The 15,605-nt window shown below is 68.7% G+C and carries 12 protein-coding genes; 8 read left to right on the forward strand and 4 right to left on the reverse strand.

Features of this window, described 5'->3' with window-relative positions; genetic code table 11:
* Positions 1-10 precede the first annotated feature (10 nt).
* The 3 genes from FOJ82_RS09645 to FOJ82_RS09655 all read right to left on the reverse strand — a co-directional run bounded on the left by FOJ82_RS09645 (position 11) and on the right by FOJ82_RS09655 (position 3,714).
* Positions 11-1,024, reverse strand: coding sequence for an ABC transporter permease (locus FOJ82_RS09645; protein ID WP_143938262.1), 1,014 nt, complete (start codon positions 1,022-1,024; stop codon positions 11-13).
* The gene (locus tag FOJ82_RS09650; RefSeq protein WP_143938263.1) at positions 1,024-2,538 is read right to left on the reverse strand and encodes a sugar ABC transporter ATP-binding protein; all 1,515 of its coding nucleotides are present in this window, start codon (positions 2,536-2,538) and stop codon (positions 1,024-1,026) included. Before FOJ82_RS09650 ends, FOJ82_RS09645 begins: the two co-directional genes overlap by 1 nt.
* A 117-nt stretch (positions 2,539-2,655) precedes the next feature.
* Complete coding sequence (locus FOJ82_RS09655) at positions 2,656-3,714, reverse strand: autoinducer 2 ABC transporter substrate-binding protein (RefSeq protein WP_143938264.1); 1,059 nt, start codon at positions 3,712-3,714, stop codon at positions 2,656-2,658.
* Positions 3,715-4,018: 304 nt separating this feature from the next.
* Here FOJ82_RS09655 and FOJ82_RS09660 point away from each other — a divergent pair, with 304 nt between their 5' ends.
* The 8 genes from FOJ82_RS09660 to FOJ82_RS09700 all read left to right on the forward strand — a co-directional run bounded on the left by FOJ82_RS09660 (position 4,019) and on the right by FOJ82_RS09700 (position 13,980).
* Positions 4,019-6,961, forward strand: coding sequence for a Na+/H+ antiporter subunit A (locus tag FOJ82_RS09660; protein ID WP_143938265.1), 2,943 nt, complete (start codon positions 4,019-4,021; stop codon positions 6,959-6,961).
* A complete protein-coding gene (locus tag FOJ82_RS09665) occupies positions 6,958-7,389 on the forward strand; it encodes a Na(+)/H(+) antiporter subunit C (RefSeq protein WP_143938266.1) in 432 nt (143 codons plus the stop codon). Before FOJ82_RS09660 ends, FOJ82_RS09665 begins: the two co-directional genes overlap by 4 nt.
* Positions 7,386-9,026 carry a Na+/H+ antiporter subunit D gene (locus FOJ82_RS09670; protein ID WP_143938267.1) on the forward strand — a complete coding sequence of 547 codons (1,641 nt, stop codon included), beginning with the start codon at positions 7,386-7,388 and terminating at the stop codon, positions 9,024-9,026. The genes FOJ82_RS09665 and FOJ82_RS09670 overlap by 4 nt, the downstream gene beginning before the upstream one ends.
* Positions 9,023-9,655 (forward strand): Na+/H+ antiporter subunit E, encoded by a 633-nt coding sequence (locus FOJ82_RS09675; protein ID WP_143938268.1) that lies wholly within the window; start codon positions 9,023-9,025, stop codon positions 9,653-9,655. The genes FOJ82_RS09670 and FOJ82_RS09675 overlap by 4 nt, the downstream gene beginning before the upstream one ends.
* Complete coding sequence (locus tag FOJ82_RS09680; protein WP_185975713.1) at positions 9,652-9,984, forward strand: monovalent cation/H+ antiporter complex subunit F; 333 nt, start codon at positions 9,652-9,654, stop codon at positions 9,982-9,984. The genes FOJ82_RS09675 and FOJ82_RS09680 overlap by 4 nt, the downstream gene beginning before the upstream one ends.
* Positions 9,977-10,735 (forward strand): monovalent cation/H(+) antiporter subunit G, encoded by a 759-nt coding sequence (mnhG, locus tag FOJ82_RS16215; RefSeq protein WP_185975714.1) that lies wholly within the window; start codon positions 9,977-9,979, stop codon positions 10,733-10,735. Before FOJ82_RS09680 ends, mnhG begins: the two co-directional genes overlap by 8 nt.
* Before the next feature lie 123 nt (positions 10,736-10,858).
* The gene (locus tag FOJ82_RS09695) at positions 10,859-11,905 is read left to right on the forward strand and encodes a LacI family DNA-binding transcriptional regulator (RefSeq protein ID WP_246099825.1); all 1,047 of its coding nucleotides are present in this window, start codon (positions 10,859-10,861) and stop codon (positions 11,903-11,905) included.
* A 101-nt stretch (positions 11,906-12,006) separates the two neighbouring features.
* On the forward strand, positions 12,007-13,980 hold the full coding sequence (locus tag FOJ82_RS09700; RefSeq protein WP_143938270.1) for a DUF2207 family protein: 1,974 nt from the start codon (positions 12,007-12,009) through the stop codon (positions 13,978-13,980).
* A 200-nt stretch (positions 13,981-14,180) separates the two neighbouring features.
* On the opposite strand, the gene FOJ82_RS09705 is transcribed toward FOJ82_RS09700, so the two are convergent.
* Positions 14,181-15,545, reverse strand: coding sequence for an MFS transporter (locus FOJ82_RS09705; RefSeq protein WP_143938271.1), 1,365 nt, complete (start codon positions 15,543-15,545; stop codon positions 14,181-14,183).
* Between the last annotated feature and the right edge of the window lie 60 nt (positions 15,546-15,605).

The raw sequence follows: 15,605 nt of genomic DNA on the forward strand, positions 1-15,605 counted from the left end.
CAATCCCCTCTCAGGCCGCCACGATCCGGTTGCGCTTGCGACGTCTGGTCAGCTGTACGGCGGAGATGCCGGTGCCGACGATGATCAGGACGCCGAGCGCGACGCGCTGCCAGTAGGTGGGAACGCCGATGAGGATCATCGAGTTCTGCACCATGACGATCAGCAGCGTGCCGAGCATGACGCCGGTCAGGCTGCCGGTACCCCCGGTGATGGCGGTGCCACCGAGCACCACGGCGGCGATCACCATGATCTCCATGCCGAGCAGGTTGGTGGGGTGCATCTGGCCCATCATCGACGTGCGCACCAGACCGGCGATCGCGGCGATCACCCCGGCCATGACGTAGAGCCAGAACTTGATGCGACGGACCTTGAAGCCGGCGCGCACGGCCGAGACCTCGTCGCCGCCGATGGCGTAGACGCCGCGGCCGAACATCGTGTACCGCATGACGAAGAACGCCACGGCCACGACCGCCACCAGCAGCAGGAAGGACACCGGCATGCTGGAGGTCAGCCCCGAGGTGGGGTTGGTGGCCACGAACAGGTTCGCACGGCCGAACTCGGCCATCGACGGCGGCAGCGTCGGGATCTGCACGCTGCCGAGGGCCCCCTGCATGATGCCCTTGAACACGTTGGCGGTGCCCAGGGTGATGATCAGCGTCGGGACGGCAAGGCGGGCCGCGAAGGCACCGTTGAACGCGCCCAGGATGGCGCCGAGCGCCACCACGAGCAGGAACGGGAGCCAGAGCCCACCGGCCCAGGAGTTGTCCACCAGAGCGCTCGTCACGGCGTAGACCGCCAGCGAGGCCAGGGCGGGGAACGAGACGTCGATGCCTCCGGAGACCAGCACCATGTAGGTGCCGACGGCGAACAGGCCGGGCACCACCATCGCGTTTGCGAGGTTGACGATGTTGTTGGCGGTGAAGAACTGGCCGCTGCGCACCTCGATGACGGCTGCGACCACGAGGATCACCAGCAGCAGGTAGAACTCGTTGGAGCGGAGCAGTTTCTGCAGGAACGGCTTCATCAGTTGGTCCCCACTTCCAGCGGGCCACCGGTGATCATGTCGGAAAGCTCCTCCTCGGTCTGCGTGCGTGGGTCAACCTCGCCGTCGATGCGGCCCTCCTTCAGCAGCAGCACGCGGCCGCACGTCTGCTTCAGCTCACCGATGTCGTCGGAGATCACGATGATGCCCATGCCGGCAGCTGCCAGCTCGGTCAGGATTCGGTGGATCTCGGCCTTGGAGCCGATGTCGACGCCGACCGTGGGGCCGTTCAGGATGAGGACGTCCGGTTCGGTGGCCAGCCACTTCGCGAGCACGACTCGCTGCTGGTTGCCGCCGGAGAGGGTGTTGACCGGGTTGTTCGGGTTGCGGGTCGCGATCTTGAGCTCGGAGACCCATCGGTCGACGGCCTCGCGCTGCTTGCGCTTGTCCGCCAGGTTGAGGGGACCGGAGAGCCGGTCGATCTCGGAGATGATGATGTTGTCCCCGATGGAGCGCTCGAGGGCGAGGCCCTCCGTGAGGCGGTCCTCGGGGACGTAGGCGATGCCGTGGCCGATGGCGTCGGCGATGCTGTTGATCCGGACCTGCTCACCGCCGACCCTGATGGTGCCCGACTCGGCCGGGAACACCCCGAACAGCGACAGCGCGAGCTCGGTGCGGCCGGAACCCAGCAGGCCCGTGATGCCCAGGATCTCGCCCTTGTGAAGGGTGAAGGAGACGTCGGAGAACGCGTTGCCGAGGGTGAGGCCGGATGCCTCCAGCACGGGCTCGCCGATGGAGTCGTCGCCGGTGAAGGCGGTCTCCTCGAAGTCGCGGCCGGTCATGTACTCGGCGAACTTCTTCTCGTTGAGCTCGTCGGGGACGGTGGTGATGACCTGCTTGCCGTTGCGCAGGATGGTGAAGCGCTCGCTGATCTCGAAGACCTCGCCGAGCTTGTGGCTGACGAACATGATGGCGATGCCGCGCGACTGCAGGTCCAGGATCACCCGGAACAGGGCCTCGACCTCCTTGTTGGTGAGCGCGGTGGTGGGCTCGTCCATGATGATCAGCTTCGTGTCGCTCATCAGGGCCCGTGAGATTGCCACGAGCTGCTTGTCCGCCACGGAGAGGTCACCCACAACGGCGTCGAGGTCCACCTTGAAGTTGATCTTGGAGACCGCCTCCTCGGCGATCTTGCGGAACCGGCGCCAGTTCACGAGCCGGCGCTTGTCGGCGAGTTCGGTGGTCAGAGCCAGGTTCTCCATCACGGTGAGGTTCGGGAACACCGAGAAGTCCTGGTAGATGACCTGGACGCCGTTCCCGATCGCCTCGATGGGGGTGAGCTTGTGGTGCACCCGCCCGCCCATCTCGATGGTTCCGGAGTCGGGCTGGTAGACGCCCGAGATGATCTTGATGAGGGTCGACTTGCCGGAGCCGTTCTCGCCGGCCAGACAATGGATCTCGCCGGCGCGGATCTCGAGGTCGATGCCGTCAAGGGCCTTGACCCCGGCGAACGACTTGGTGAGGCCGCGCACGGCGATGACGTTTTCTTCTGCCATCTGCAGTCCTAAGGAATCGGTGGGAGTGGGGCGGCGGGAGACCCAGGGGCCCCCGCCGCCCGCCTGGACGTCCGTTGGCGGCCGGCCGGGCGTGGGACCCGGCCGGCCACTGCGGGATCAGAAGCCGAAGTCGTCGACGTTGTCCGCGTTGATGACGATCCAGCCGGCGCCCTCGAGCACCTTGTCGCTGCCCTCGGCGAACTGCATGTCCTCGTATCCGGGGACACCCAGGTCCACGCCGTTCCCGATCTCCTCGCCCTCGAGGATGAGGCGTGCCAGCTCGGCCATGGCGTAGCCGGCGTCGGCCGGGTCCCACAGGGTGAGCGCGTGCACGAGGCCCTTCTCGAGGATCTCCTTGTTGTCAGCCGGCATGCCGGTGCCCGCAGTGAAGACCTCGCCCTGCAGGCCGAGCTCCTCGATGGCGCGTGCCACACCGGGTGCGTCGAAGGACGAGGTGCCCATGATGCCCTTGAGGTCCGGGTAGGCGGTGAGGAGTTCCTTGGCGCGCTGGTAGGCGGTCTCGCCGTCGTCCTGGGACTCGACGCGAGGGTTCTCCTCGAGGAGGGTCAGGTTCGGGTAGGCCTCCTGGGCCCGCGCGACGCCACCGTCGGCCCACTCGTTGTGGGAGGCGTTGGTGACGTGGCCGACCATCGTGGTGTAGACACCCTCCTCGCCCATGGCCTCGGCGAGGTTGTCCATGATGAAGGCGCCGTAGTCGGTGTTGTTGAAGGCCTCGATGTCGTACATCGTGTTCTCCTGGCTGGCGCCCTCGTGGGTCACGACGACGATGCCGGCGTCCATGGCCTCCTTGAGCACCGGCTCGAGCGCGCCCGGATCCACCGGGACGACGCCGATGGCGTCCACCTGCTGGGCGATCAGGTCACGGATGACCTGGGCCTGCTGGGTGGCGTCGGTCTCGGCGGGGCCGCGCTGGAAGACCTCGAGGTCGCTGTGCTCCTCGGCGTACTTCTTGACGCCGGTCTCCATCCGGACGAACCACGGGTTCGTGGAGTCCTTGGGGACGATGGCGATCGTGTAGCCGCCGCCACCGCCGTCGGCGGGAGCTCCGGTGTCAGCGTCCCCCGGATCCGCCGTCTCGCCGCCGCACGCGGTCAGTGCGAGGCTGACCACGGCCACGGCACCGATGATCTTGCCGAACAAGCGCCCTTGCTTCATCCTGAACTTCCTTTCGCTGTTGGCCCCCGGTGCTACCCCGCAACGGTGGTACCTGCCTCAACATGCCCGTAGGGGAACCCCTGTGATCGCCCTGCGTACCGGTCATTTGAAGCGCTTCAAACTGTAGCCTGACCGTATCCGGCGCGCGCACCCGTGGGAAGGGTTGGGCGCGGATTGATACCGGACCGTGACATTGGCGGTCGCTCCGCCCTCGGTTCGGGGTTGGCAGACCCGATAAGGTTCATAACGGGGCGTTCGCGTCCACCCACCCCGCCTTGCCCGAACCGACGATGGGAATCCGCCGGTGCTCCTGCTGATCGCTGTCCATGCGGCCCTCAGCATGCTCACGCCCGCGATCACCCGCGTGCTGAAGGCCCGCACCTTCTACGTCCTCGCGCTGGCGCCCCTGGCCGCCGGTGTCTGGCTGGTCAGCGTCGCCCCGACGGTGCTCGCCGGGGGAGTGGTGGTGGAGGAGATCTCCTGGATCCCCGCGCTCGGGGTCAACATCACCCACCGCCTCGGCCTCCTGCAGTGGATCCTCGCCATGATCGTGTCCTGGGTGGGCGCGCTGGTGCTGGTCTACTGCCGCTTCTACTTCTCCTCCCGGATCCCGGCCCGCAGCGCCGCGCTGCTGCTGGCCTTCGCCGGAGCGATGCTCGGTCTGGTGACCGCCGACGACCTGGTGGTGCTCTACGTCTACTGGGAACTGACCACGGTCCTGTCCTACCTCCTGATCGGCCACGACCCGACCCGTCGCGCCAACCGTGGCGCCGCCCACACCGCGCTGATCGTCACCACCTTCGGCGGCCTGGTCATGCTGCTCGGCATGATCGGTCTGGGTTACCGGGCGGGCACCTTCTCCATCTCGGAGATCCTCGCCGACCCGCCGACGGGGGCACTCGTCACGGCGAGCATCCTCGCGATGCTGGTGGGAGCCGTCAGCAAGTCCGCGATGGTGCCATTCCACTTCTGGCTCCCGGGCGCCATGGCGGCACCGACGCCGATCTCGGCCTACCTGCACGCCGCGGCCATGGTGAAGGCGGGCGTCTACCTGGTCGCGCTGCTGGCGCCCGTGTTCGCGTCCGTGCCCGGCTGGCGACCCGTGATCATGCTGCTCGGCTCGGTGACCATGACGCTGGGAGGACTCCGCGCGCTGCGGCAGAAGGACCTCAAGCTGCTGCTGGCCTACGGCACCGTCAGCCAGCTCGGCTTCATGATCCTGCTGGTCGGGCTCGGGACCCAGACCGCAGCCCTGGCGGGAATGGGCGTGGTGATCAGCCACGCGCTGTTCAAGTCGTCCCTGTTCCTGTTCGTCGGCATCATCGACCAGTCCGCGGGCACCCGCGACATCGACCAACTCAACGGCGTGTTCTACCGATCGCCGGTGCTCGCCGTCGCGGCGGCGCTGGCCGCGATGTCCATGGCAGGGCTGCCGCCCACCATCGGCTTCATCTCCAAGGAGGCGGCCTTCGAGTCGCTGGTCTACCTCGTGCTCGGCGACGCCGGCGTCGTCACCCCGCTCGCGGGGATGGCCTTCGCCGCCGCCGTCGTGTTCGGCTCGGTGGTCACGGTGGCCTACACGCTGCGCTGGTGGTGGGGTGCGTTCGCCTCGAAGCAGGGTGGCGTCGAGCTGAAGTGGAAGTCGCCGGCGGTGCTGAAGCTCGGCATCCCGGTGGCGCTCGCCGTCCTCGGACTGGCCGCCGGCTTCCTCGGCGAGCCGATCACCGAGGCGCTGCGCCCCTACGCCGCCACCCACAGCACCGGGGTGCCGGGCCACGGGCTCGCGCTCTGGCACGGCCTCAGCACGCCGCTGTTGATGACGGCCCTGGCCGTGGTGCTGGGCTTCCTGTTCTTCGTCTTCCGCGAGCAGATCTCGGCCGTGCAGGCCACGTTCCCGAAGATCCGGACCGCCGAGGAGACCTACCACAAGAGCCTGCGCGGCCTGGACCGGATAGCGGTCGAGGTCACCGCCCGCTCGCAGAGCGGCTCCCTCTCGGTCTATCTCGGCGCCATCCTCGTCACGCTCGTGAGCCTTGCCTTCTACGCCATGCTGCGGATCCGCGTGTGGCCCACCTACCGCATCTTCGACAACTGGTCCCAGTTGGTGGTCGCCGCCGTCATGGTCGCCGCCGGCGTGCTCGCCGCTTGGTCGCGCGGGCGGATCCGGGCCGTGCTGCTCGTCGGCGTGACCGGCTACGGCGTCGCCCTGATGTTCGCGATGCACGGGGCCCCCGACCTCGCCCTCACGCAGGTGCTGGTGGAGACCGTCACGCTCGTGGTGTTCATCCTCGTGCTGCGCAAGATGCCGCGTTACTTCACCAACCGGCCGTTGACCTCCACGCGCTGGTGGCGCGTCGTTGTGGCCGTGTTCGCCGGCCTGACGGTCACCCTGACCGCGCTGGTGGGGATCGGGGCGCGCGTCTCCGAGCCCATCTCCGACCTGTGGCCCGAGGCCGCCTACGAGTACGGCTACGGCAAGAACATCGTCAACGTCGCGCTCGTGGACATCCGAGCCTGGGACACCCTGGGCGAGATCTCCGTGCTGGTGATCGCGGCCATCGGCGTCGCCTCGCTGATCTTCCTCCGCTCCCGGGTCGGCACGGTCACCAGTACCGCCGACGCGCTGAAGGCGCGCGACCAGGAGGTCCAGGCGGACTCGTCGCCGGGCGTCTGGCTACGCGCCGGGCAGACCCTCAACCCTGCCGTCCGCTCGCTCGTGTTCGAGGTCATCGTCCGCGTACTGTTCGGCGTCGTGCTCGTCGTGTCGGTCTACCTGTTGTTCGCCGGGCACAACCGTCCGGGCGGTGGCTTCGCGGGCGGGCTGGTGGCCGGCATGGCGCTGTTCCTGCGTTACCTGGCCGCCGGCCGCCACGAGCTCGACGAGGCGGTCCCGTTCGACGCCGGGCGCCTGCTGGGCGCCGGCCTGTTGTTCGCGCTGCTCGCGGCGATCACGCCCCTGTTCTTCGGTGGCGTCGTCCTGCAGAGCTACGAGCTCACCCTCAACCTTCCGGGCCCCGACGTGTGGCTGGCTCCGTGGGGCGCCGAGGTACCGCTGTTCGGCGAACTGCACCTTGTCAGTTCAACGCTCTTCGACATCGGTGTCTACCTCGTCGTCGTCGGCGTCATGCTGGACCTCGTGCGCAGCCTCGGCTCCGGCATCGACATCCAGCAGGAGACCGACGACGCCCCCACGCCGCTCCCGCTCTCGGCGAAGGCACTCCCGGCCCGTGGCAGGAGCAATGCATGAGCGCCAACCTGACCCTCGCCATCCTCGCAGGCACCCTCGTCGCGTGCGGCGTCTACCTGCTGCTGGAGCGCTCGTTGACGCGCATCCTGCTGGGCGTGATGCTCGCCAGCAACGGTGTGAACCTGCTGTTCCTCGTCGCCTCCGGCGGCTCCGGAGGCCCGCCGATCATCGGCGACGCCCCCGAGGACCAGATGGCCGACGCCCTGCCCGAGGCGATGGTGCTGACCGCCATCGTCATCACGCTCGCGACCGCGGCCTTCGTGCTGACCATGGCCTACCGGAGCTTCCAGCTCCACGGCAACGACGAGGTGGCCGATGACCTCGAGGACGCCCGAATCCGAGAGCTCGCTGCCCTCGACGAGGCCTCCGAGTCCTACGAGGAGACCGTGTTCACCGACGCGGGCGAGGATGCGGTGGTGAGCGAATGATCAACCTGTTGACCCTCCCGGTGCTGCTGCCGCTGCTCGGAGCGGCGCTGGCGCTGGCGCTGCCCAAGAAGCCCCGGCTGCAGCGTTCCGTCTCGATCCTCAGCCTCACCGCCGTCTTGGTGGTCGCCGCCATCCTGATGTTCCGCACCGACGCCGACGGCGCGATCGCGTTCTGGGTGGGGGGCTGGAACCCGCTCGGCATAGCCCTGGTCGCTGACCGGCTCTCCTCGCTGATGCTGCTCGTGGCGTCCGTCGTCGCGCTCTCGGTCCTCCTGTTCGCCCAGGGCCAGGACGAGGACGAGGTGCGCCGCGAGACCCCGGTTTCCATCTTCCACCCCGCCTTCCTGCTGCTGATCGCCGGCGTCGCCAACGCCTTCCTCGCCGGTGACCTGTTCAACCTCTTCGTCGGCTTCGAGATCCTGCTGTTCGCCTCCTACGTGCTGCTCACGCTGGGCGGCACGGCGGACCGGATCCGCGCCGGCACCACCTACATCGTGGTCAGCCTGCTGAGCTCCGCGCTGTTCCTGACGGCAATCGCCGCCATCTACGGCGCCACCGGCACCGTGAACCTGGCGATGCTCTCGGTCCGGCTGAGTGACCTGACGGGCCCGGTGCAGCTCCTGCTGCAGCTGATGCTGCTGGTGGTCTTCGGCATCAAGGCCGCGGTCTTCCCGATGTCGGCGTGGCTGCCGGACTCCTACCCGACGGCGCCCGCGCCGGTCACCGCGGTGTTCGCCGGCCTGCTCACCAAGGTGGGCGTCTACGCCATCATCCGCACCCAGACCCTGCTCTTCCCGGAGAGCGACCTGAGCGGCCTGCTGCTGGTGGCGTCGTTGTTGACGATGCTGATCGGGATCCTCGGCGCCGTTGCGCAGGTCGAGATCAAGCGAATGCTCTCCTTCACACTGGTCTCGCACCTGGGCTACATGGTGATGGGCATCGGGCTGGCCAACCACGCCGGCATGGCTGCGACCATCTACTACACGGCGCACCACATCACCATCCAGGCGGTGCTGTTCCTGGTCGCCGGACTGATCGAGCGCCACGGCGGCACCACCCACCTCGACGGCCTGGGCGGCCTGATGAAGACCGCGCCGTTCCTCGCCGTGCTGTTCCTCGTGCCCGCGTTCAACCTGGGTGGCATCCCGCCCCTGAGCGGCTTCATCGGCAAGCTCGGCCTGCTCGTGGCCGGCGCGCAGGTGGGAACGCCGCTGGCCTGGGTCGTGATGGTCGGGGGCGTGGCCACGAGCCTGCTGACGCTGATGGCGATGGTCAAGGTGTGGAACCGCGCCTTCTGGGGAGTTACCCCGCAGGAGCGCGCCGAGGCCAAGGCAGGGAGCGGGAACGCCCCGGCCGAGGGCGCGCCGTCAGAGGGTGCCGACGCCCTGCACGCTCGCGCCGTCGCCGCCTCCTCCATGGGGGTCGTGGTGGAGGACGAGGCGGACCTGGCTGACGAGATCGAGCGACGCAAGAACCCGATGCCGCCGCTGATGGCCGCGGCCACGACCGGGCTGGTCCTGTTCAGTCTGGCGCTGACCGTGGTGGCGGGTCCGTTGATGTCCTACGCGGACCGGGCGGCGTCGCATCTCGAGGACGACTCCTACGTCTCCGCCGTCCTGCCGGAGGGTGACCGATGATCCAGCGACCCGAGGACGTGCCGACCACCCGCAAGAGCGACTGGCGCTCCGGTCCCAGGCTGGTGCCGATGTCGGTGCTGGTGATGGCCGGCGTGTGGGTCTTCCTGTGGGGGGACTTCGCGCCCTTCGGGATCGTCTCCGGCATCGCGCTGGCGTGGTTGATCAAGGCCCAGTTCCCGCTGCCGCCGGTCTACTGGCCGGGCAGGCTGCGGATCCTTGGGGCGATCAGGCTGGTCTACGGGCTGTTCCACGACTTGGTGGTCTCGTCCTGGCGACTCGTGCGGCTGACCCTGGACCCGCGGGTCAAGCTCCGCCCCGGAATCGTCAAGGTGGAGCAGTTCACCGACGTCGACCTGTACCAGGTGATCGTCGCCGAGATGATCTCGCTGGTGCCCGGCACAGTGGTGGTCGAGCTCGTCTCGTCGCCGCGGCGCCTCTACCTGCACGTGATCCACATGGACGAGAAGCACGACGCCGAGTCCATCCGCGAGATGGCCACCGAGATCGAGCACCGCGTGCTGCGCGCGTTCGGCAGCCGCTGGGAGATCGAGCGCTTCGACAAGCAGCACAACCGTCCCAGCCGTCGTCGGCGCCCCAGCTTCTTCGACAGATGGGAGACGGAGCAGTGATCGGACTCGTCACCGACATCCTCCTCGTCCTGGCCACGCTGGTGATCGGCGCCGCCGCGCTCCTGGCGATCGGCCGGGTGGTGGCCGGCCCGTCGGCGCTGGACCGGATCGTCGCCTCCGACCTCCTCGTGGCCATCGTCACCGGGGGCGTGGCCCTGTGGATCGTCAACTCCGGCCAGCACGGGCTGTTGGTCATCCTGCTGCTGCTCAGCATCCTGGGGTTCACCGGCGCGGCCTCGATGGCCCGCCTCATGGGCGACCGCGTGATGCTGGCCCGCCGGCACGAGGCCGAGCAGGCCCTGCTCAAGCTGGAGGAGTCCGATGAGTGAGTGGCTCGACCTCCTGGGCGCCCTGGCGCTGCTCGTGGGCGCGTTCCTGTGCCTGGTCACGGCGATCGCGCTCGTGCGGTTCCCCGACGTGCTCTCCAAGATGCACTCCATCACCAAACCGCAGGCCCTCGGGATGATCCTCGTGGCGACCGGCGCCACCCTGACGCTGCGCACCTGGTGGGCGTTCGCCATCTGCTCGATCATGGTGGCGATGCAGCTGCTGACCTCGCCGGTGTCCGCCACGATGCTGTCGCGCTCCTCGTACCGCTCGGGGCTGGTCGACCAGGACGGCCTCGTGCTGGACGAGCTGTCCGACGACCTCGCCCGCGCCGGCTACAAGCTCACCGAGCGCAAGGCGCACGTCCCGCCCGGCCCTGAGATGGACTTCAGCCTCGACGACTTCACCCCGAAGGACGAGCAGACCGTCGAGGACAAGGAGGACAACCCGGACGTCGAGACCCCGCCGGACGACCTGAGCGCCCACGTCGACACCGATGCCGAGAAGGTCCAGGAGACCGAGGAGGCCGTCGCCGAGGTGCGCGAGCACGACGAGGGCCACCCCGTCGACGTCACGCTGGACGACTCCGAGGGGCCGCCGCGCGACGTCACCCAGGAAGGCGTCGAGGGACCAAGCGCCGGCGATGTCGATGACGATGACGACGAGGACGACGAGCTCGAGGACTTCATCGTCAGCGAGTCCGAGGACCTGCTGGAGTCCTCCGGCGACGAGGATCACTCCCGGGACTCGTGAGCCGGTCCCTCGCAAGTTGGACCGAGTACTTCCGTGAAGCACTGTTGAAGCGCTTCAAACCGGACTAGTCTTTGTCATGTTCCCGGCAACGCGCCGGGCGGAGCTTGGTGGAGGAGTGGACACGTGGCGCGAGACGTTGGACCCGGCGGCCCCGCGCTGGGCGGGCCTGCGAGGGTGCGACTGAGCGACGTCGCCGCCAGGGCCGGGGTCTCGCTCGGGACGGTCTCGAACGTCCTCAACCACCCCGAACGCGTCGCTGCCGCCACGCGTGAGCTGGTGCTCGGGGCCATCGGCGAACTCGGTTTCGTACCGAACCAGTCAGCGCGCGTCCTCACCGGCGCCACCAGCAACGTGATCGCCCTGGTCGTGCTGGACGTGATGAGCCCGTTCTTCATGGAGGCGGCGCACGCGGTCGAGCGGCTGGCGCGCGAGACCGGCCACGTCGTGATGCTGTCCAACTCCCAGAACGACCGGGACATGGAGGCCGAACTCCTCAGCGTCCTCGGCGGGCAGCGCGTCCGCGGCGTGGTCCTCGTCCCCGCCGCGGGCGACGACGACGTGGCCTCCCGGATCCGGGGCAAGCTCCCCGTCGTCCTGATGGACCACGAGGGCGTCGATGACTGCTGCTCCGTGGCGGTCGACGACGTCGCCGGCGCCGGACTGGCCGTGGACCACCTCCTCGGGCTGGGCCACCGTCGGCTCGGTTTCGTGGGTGGACCCCGGGACCTGCGCCAGATGTCCCAGCGAGCGCTCGGGATGCGGACCGCCCTCGAGGCGGCTGGTCTCGACCCGGGGACGTCGCTGGTGGAGGCCTACGTCGAGACCGGCATGGGGATACAGGCCGGCATGGAGGCAGCGGACAGACTGCTCATGGAGGGCCTGCCCACCGGGATCGTCTGCGGCAACGACATGCTCGCGTTCGGCGTCTACCGCACCCTGTCCCGGGCCGGGATCGCCGTTCCGGGAGACGTCGCGCTGATCGGCTACGACGACATCGACGTGGCCGCCGACTGGATCGTCCCCCTCACCTCCGTGCGCCAGCCCACGCAGGAGATGGGCTACCGGGCCGCGCAACTGCTGCTGGAGGACACCAGCGACCCGGCCCACGTGCACCAGCACGTCCGCCTGCAGCCGGAGCTCGTGGTGCGCAGCTCCTGCGGGGCCCGCTGACGCTCCTGCGCGACCCGCTGCTCGTCCCGCCCAAGCTGGTGGTGACCCCCGCGCCCGCCATCATGAGAGGGTTGCCGGTTGCCTAGTCGAGGGAGTCGCGGGTGCTGCACCTCTGGAGGAAATGGATCGCCTACCTGATCTGGTGGGCGGTGCTGATGGGCGGGTTCGCGACCCTCCTGCACTTCACGGCACAGGGCGGTGAGACCTACGCTCCCATGGAGAGGTTCCACGCCGAGTACCACGCCTCCCGCGTCGACGACCAGGTGCAGATGGAGGTCACCGAGACGATCGCGGTGGTGCTGTCCCACGAGCGCGGCATCAGCCGAAACCTCGTCACCACCTATGGCGAGGAGGAGATCGAGTACTCCGAGATCCGGGTCACGGACCCCGACGGCAGGCCGGTGGAGTTCGAGCGGTTCACCAACTACCGCAACAGCGACATCGAACTGGCCATCGGCGGGGACGAGCGCCGCAGCGGGCTCGAGACCTACGTGATCTCGTACACGATGTCGCCCGTGATGGTGGGCAACCAGCGCTACCAGGAGCTGTACTTCAACACCAACGGCACCGAGTGGTCCAACGGCTTCAAGAGCTTCAGGGCAAAGCTCACCGTCGACGACGACCTCGCCCGTCACTTGAACGGCGAGCAGGCCTGCTACCGGGGCCGCGCCGGGTCCACCGACACGTGCGCCCTGACGCGCGAGGGCAACACCTGGGCCGTGACCCTCCGCGAGGGCGTCGACGCGTGGGAGAACGTGACCATCGCCGTCGGCTTCGAGCCCGGCACGGTCGCCGACCCGGTGCCGCCGTTCGCGGCCCGGTCCCACGGCTGGCTGGGCATCGCCGGGCTCGTGGGCATCGGAGCGGTCGCGCTGGCGATCGCGCTGCTGCTGCGCGGCCTGGTGGGCCGCACGCGCACCGGTCGCCACGGCGTCGTCACGCAGTTCACGCCCCCGAAGGACCTGTATCCCGTCAACGGCGCGGACTTCCTCGGACGCCCCGAACGCGGCGCCCCAGCCCACCTGACGTGGCTGGTCACCGCAGGCTACGGCAGGCTGGTGGACTCGGAGGCGGACACCGATGGCACGGTGGTGGGCGGGGTGGCGCTGCACGCCCGCGACCGGCGTCGCCTCGGCAACGAGATCGGGCTGGTCTGGACGACGAAGAACGGTCGCGCCGACGAGAAGCTCGGCATGCCCCACAGGCTGCGACGGGTCACGCGGCTGCTGTTCGGGGAGGAGGACAAGCTGATCGCACTGGGGCGGCACCGCTACTTCTCCGACCTGAGGAAGGCCCAGGACGAACGCGACTCCCAGCTCGAGAACCTGGCGCTGCGGCGCCGTCTCGGGATCGGGCCGTGGCTGCTCGGGCTGGGTTACACCGCCATCCTCGGCTACGGCATGCTGCAGCTCTGGCTCGGGCTCGGCGACCTGGGCTGTTGGTTCATCGGCGGCGGCGTCCTGGGGATCGTCCTCCTACTGGTGGCCGTCCACCTGCTGCCCACCCACGCCGGCCTCACCAAGCACGGCAAGGAGGTGATGGTGCACCTCGAAGGTCTGGAGCGCTTCATCAAGGCCTCCGAGTCCGGACGGATCAGCATGCTGCAGGATCCTGTCGGCGCTCCGCGGAGTCCCGACGGCGAGCTCAGGATCTACGAGGACCTGCTGCCGTGGGCGATCGTGTTCGGCGAGGAGAAGGCATGGGGTCAGGTCCTGGGCCAGATGTACGACAGGTTCCCGGACGCTCCGACGGCCACGCTGCCTGCCTTCGCCGTCGGCACCGGGGGCACGACGATCTTCGACGACTACAACGAACTCCAGCGGCAGCGCCGCCGCGAACGTTCGGGCTTCTGGTCCGGGCGTCCGGACATCGGCCAGGGCGGGTTCGCCACGACGGTGAAGGAGATCGGCGGCGCCATCAGCGAGGCCAGCGCCGCGCGGGGTGACAGCAGCACCAGCTCGCGCTCCAGTGGCCGTGGATGGGGTGGCGGCAGTTCGAGCGGCTTCGGAGGTGGCAGCAGGGGCGGCGGATTCTCCGGCGGCGGCACCGGCGGCGGGGGCGGCGGTCGGCGGTGAATCTCGCCCCGTATTATTGACAAACCATTGCCATTGTGAACATTATCCCGGGCTCCGAAGGCAGTGCCCGCAGGCCGGAAAAAGAGGGCTCCCGCCCGGTCGGCACGGGGGATTGCCGGGGTCGGGCGGGAGCGCTTCATTGCCACTTTCGCGGCACGTGAAAGACTATCCAATGGGTGGGTCAATCTTCCACTCCAGACTCAAACTTCCTCCAGCGTCTCCCCTCGGTACTCCGGCAGGAACATCGCGGCCACCATCGCCATCACGAACATCCCGCCGAATATGACGAACAGGACCGGCAGCCCGCTGAGGCCCAGCAGCACCGGCACCAGCAGCGGGGCCGCCAGTGCCGCGATGCGGCCGAACGCCGTCGCGGCGCCCGAGCCCGAGGCGCGCACCGTCGTCGGATACACCTCCGGGGTGATCGCGTAGAGGGCGCCCCAGGCGCCGAGGTTGAAGAAGGACAGCATGCAGCCGAAGCCGAGGGCCAGGGCGTAGGCAGCCGACTCGTCGCCGGGGAACAACGCGGCGGAGATCTGTGGCGCCATCCCGAACAGCACGGCCCCGAGGGCGGATCCGCCGAGGAAGGCGGCCAACGTCGCGCGTCGCCCCCAGACCTCGACGAGGACCGCTGCGGCGAAATAGCCCGGCAGTTGTGCCAGCGTCATGAACAGTGTGAACTCGAAACTCTTGACCAGCGTCATGCCGTTCTGGCTGAGCAGTGTCGGAAGCCAGATGAAGGCGCCGTAGTAGGCGAAGTTCACGCCGAACCAGGTCAGCCACAGTGCGACGGTGGTGCGCCGGAACCGGGGCCCGAACAGTTCCCGGTAGGTGACCCGGCGAGCCTCGTCGAAGACCTCCGGTGCCCGTTGGGCCTCCGGCGTGGTGGTGCCGGCGGCCGCCTCGAACTCCTGCACCGCAGCTTCTGCCTCTGCGTGGCGGTCCCGGGACTCGAGGAACCGCACCGACTCCGGCAGTGCGAACCGGATCACGAGTGCCCACGCGGCCGGGACGGCACCCAGGGCGAGCGCCCAGCGCCAGCCGTCGTCGATCGTCGGCACGAGGAAGTACCCGATGGTCGCGGCCGCCAGCCAGCCCACAGCCCAGAACGACTCGAGGGCGACGACGACCCGGCCCCGAATCCGCTTCGGCGCGAACTCGCTGACAAGGGTGGAGGCGACCGGCAGCTCCGCGCCGAGCCCCAGCCCGACAACGAAGCGGAACACGATCAGGACCACCAGGCCGGTGGAGAATGCCGAGAGCCCGGTCGCGACGCCGTAGACCAGCATGGTCAGGGCGAACACCTGGCGACGGCCGAACCGGTCGGCCAGGAGGCCGCCGAGGCTGGCTCCGATCGCCATCCCCACGAACCCGATCGACGCCAGCCACGAGACCTGCGTGTTGTCGAGGTTCCACTGCTGCGCGAGCGCCGCCATGATGAACGAGATCAGTCCGATGTCCATCGCGTCCAGGGCCCAGCCGACCCCGGAGCCCATCAGGAGCCGGTTGTGCTTGCGGGTGTAGGGGAGGCGATCAAGCCTCTGGGAGCGCGTCAACCGTGACATGGCTGCAGAGTATGGGCGCTGCACCGTCGCTGCAAAGGGGCGCTTCGCAGATGGACGTTC

Origin of the sequence: Tessaracoccus rhinocerotis, assembly GCF_007197885.1 — a bacterium.
Lineage (GTDB): Bacteria > Actinomycetota > Actinomycetes > Propionibacteriales > Propionibacteriaceae > Arachnia > Arachnia rhinocerotis.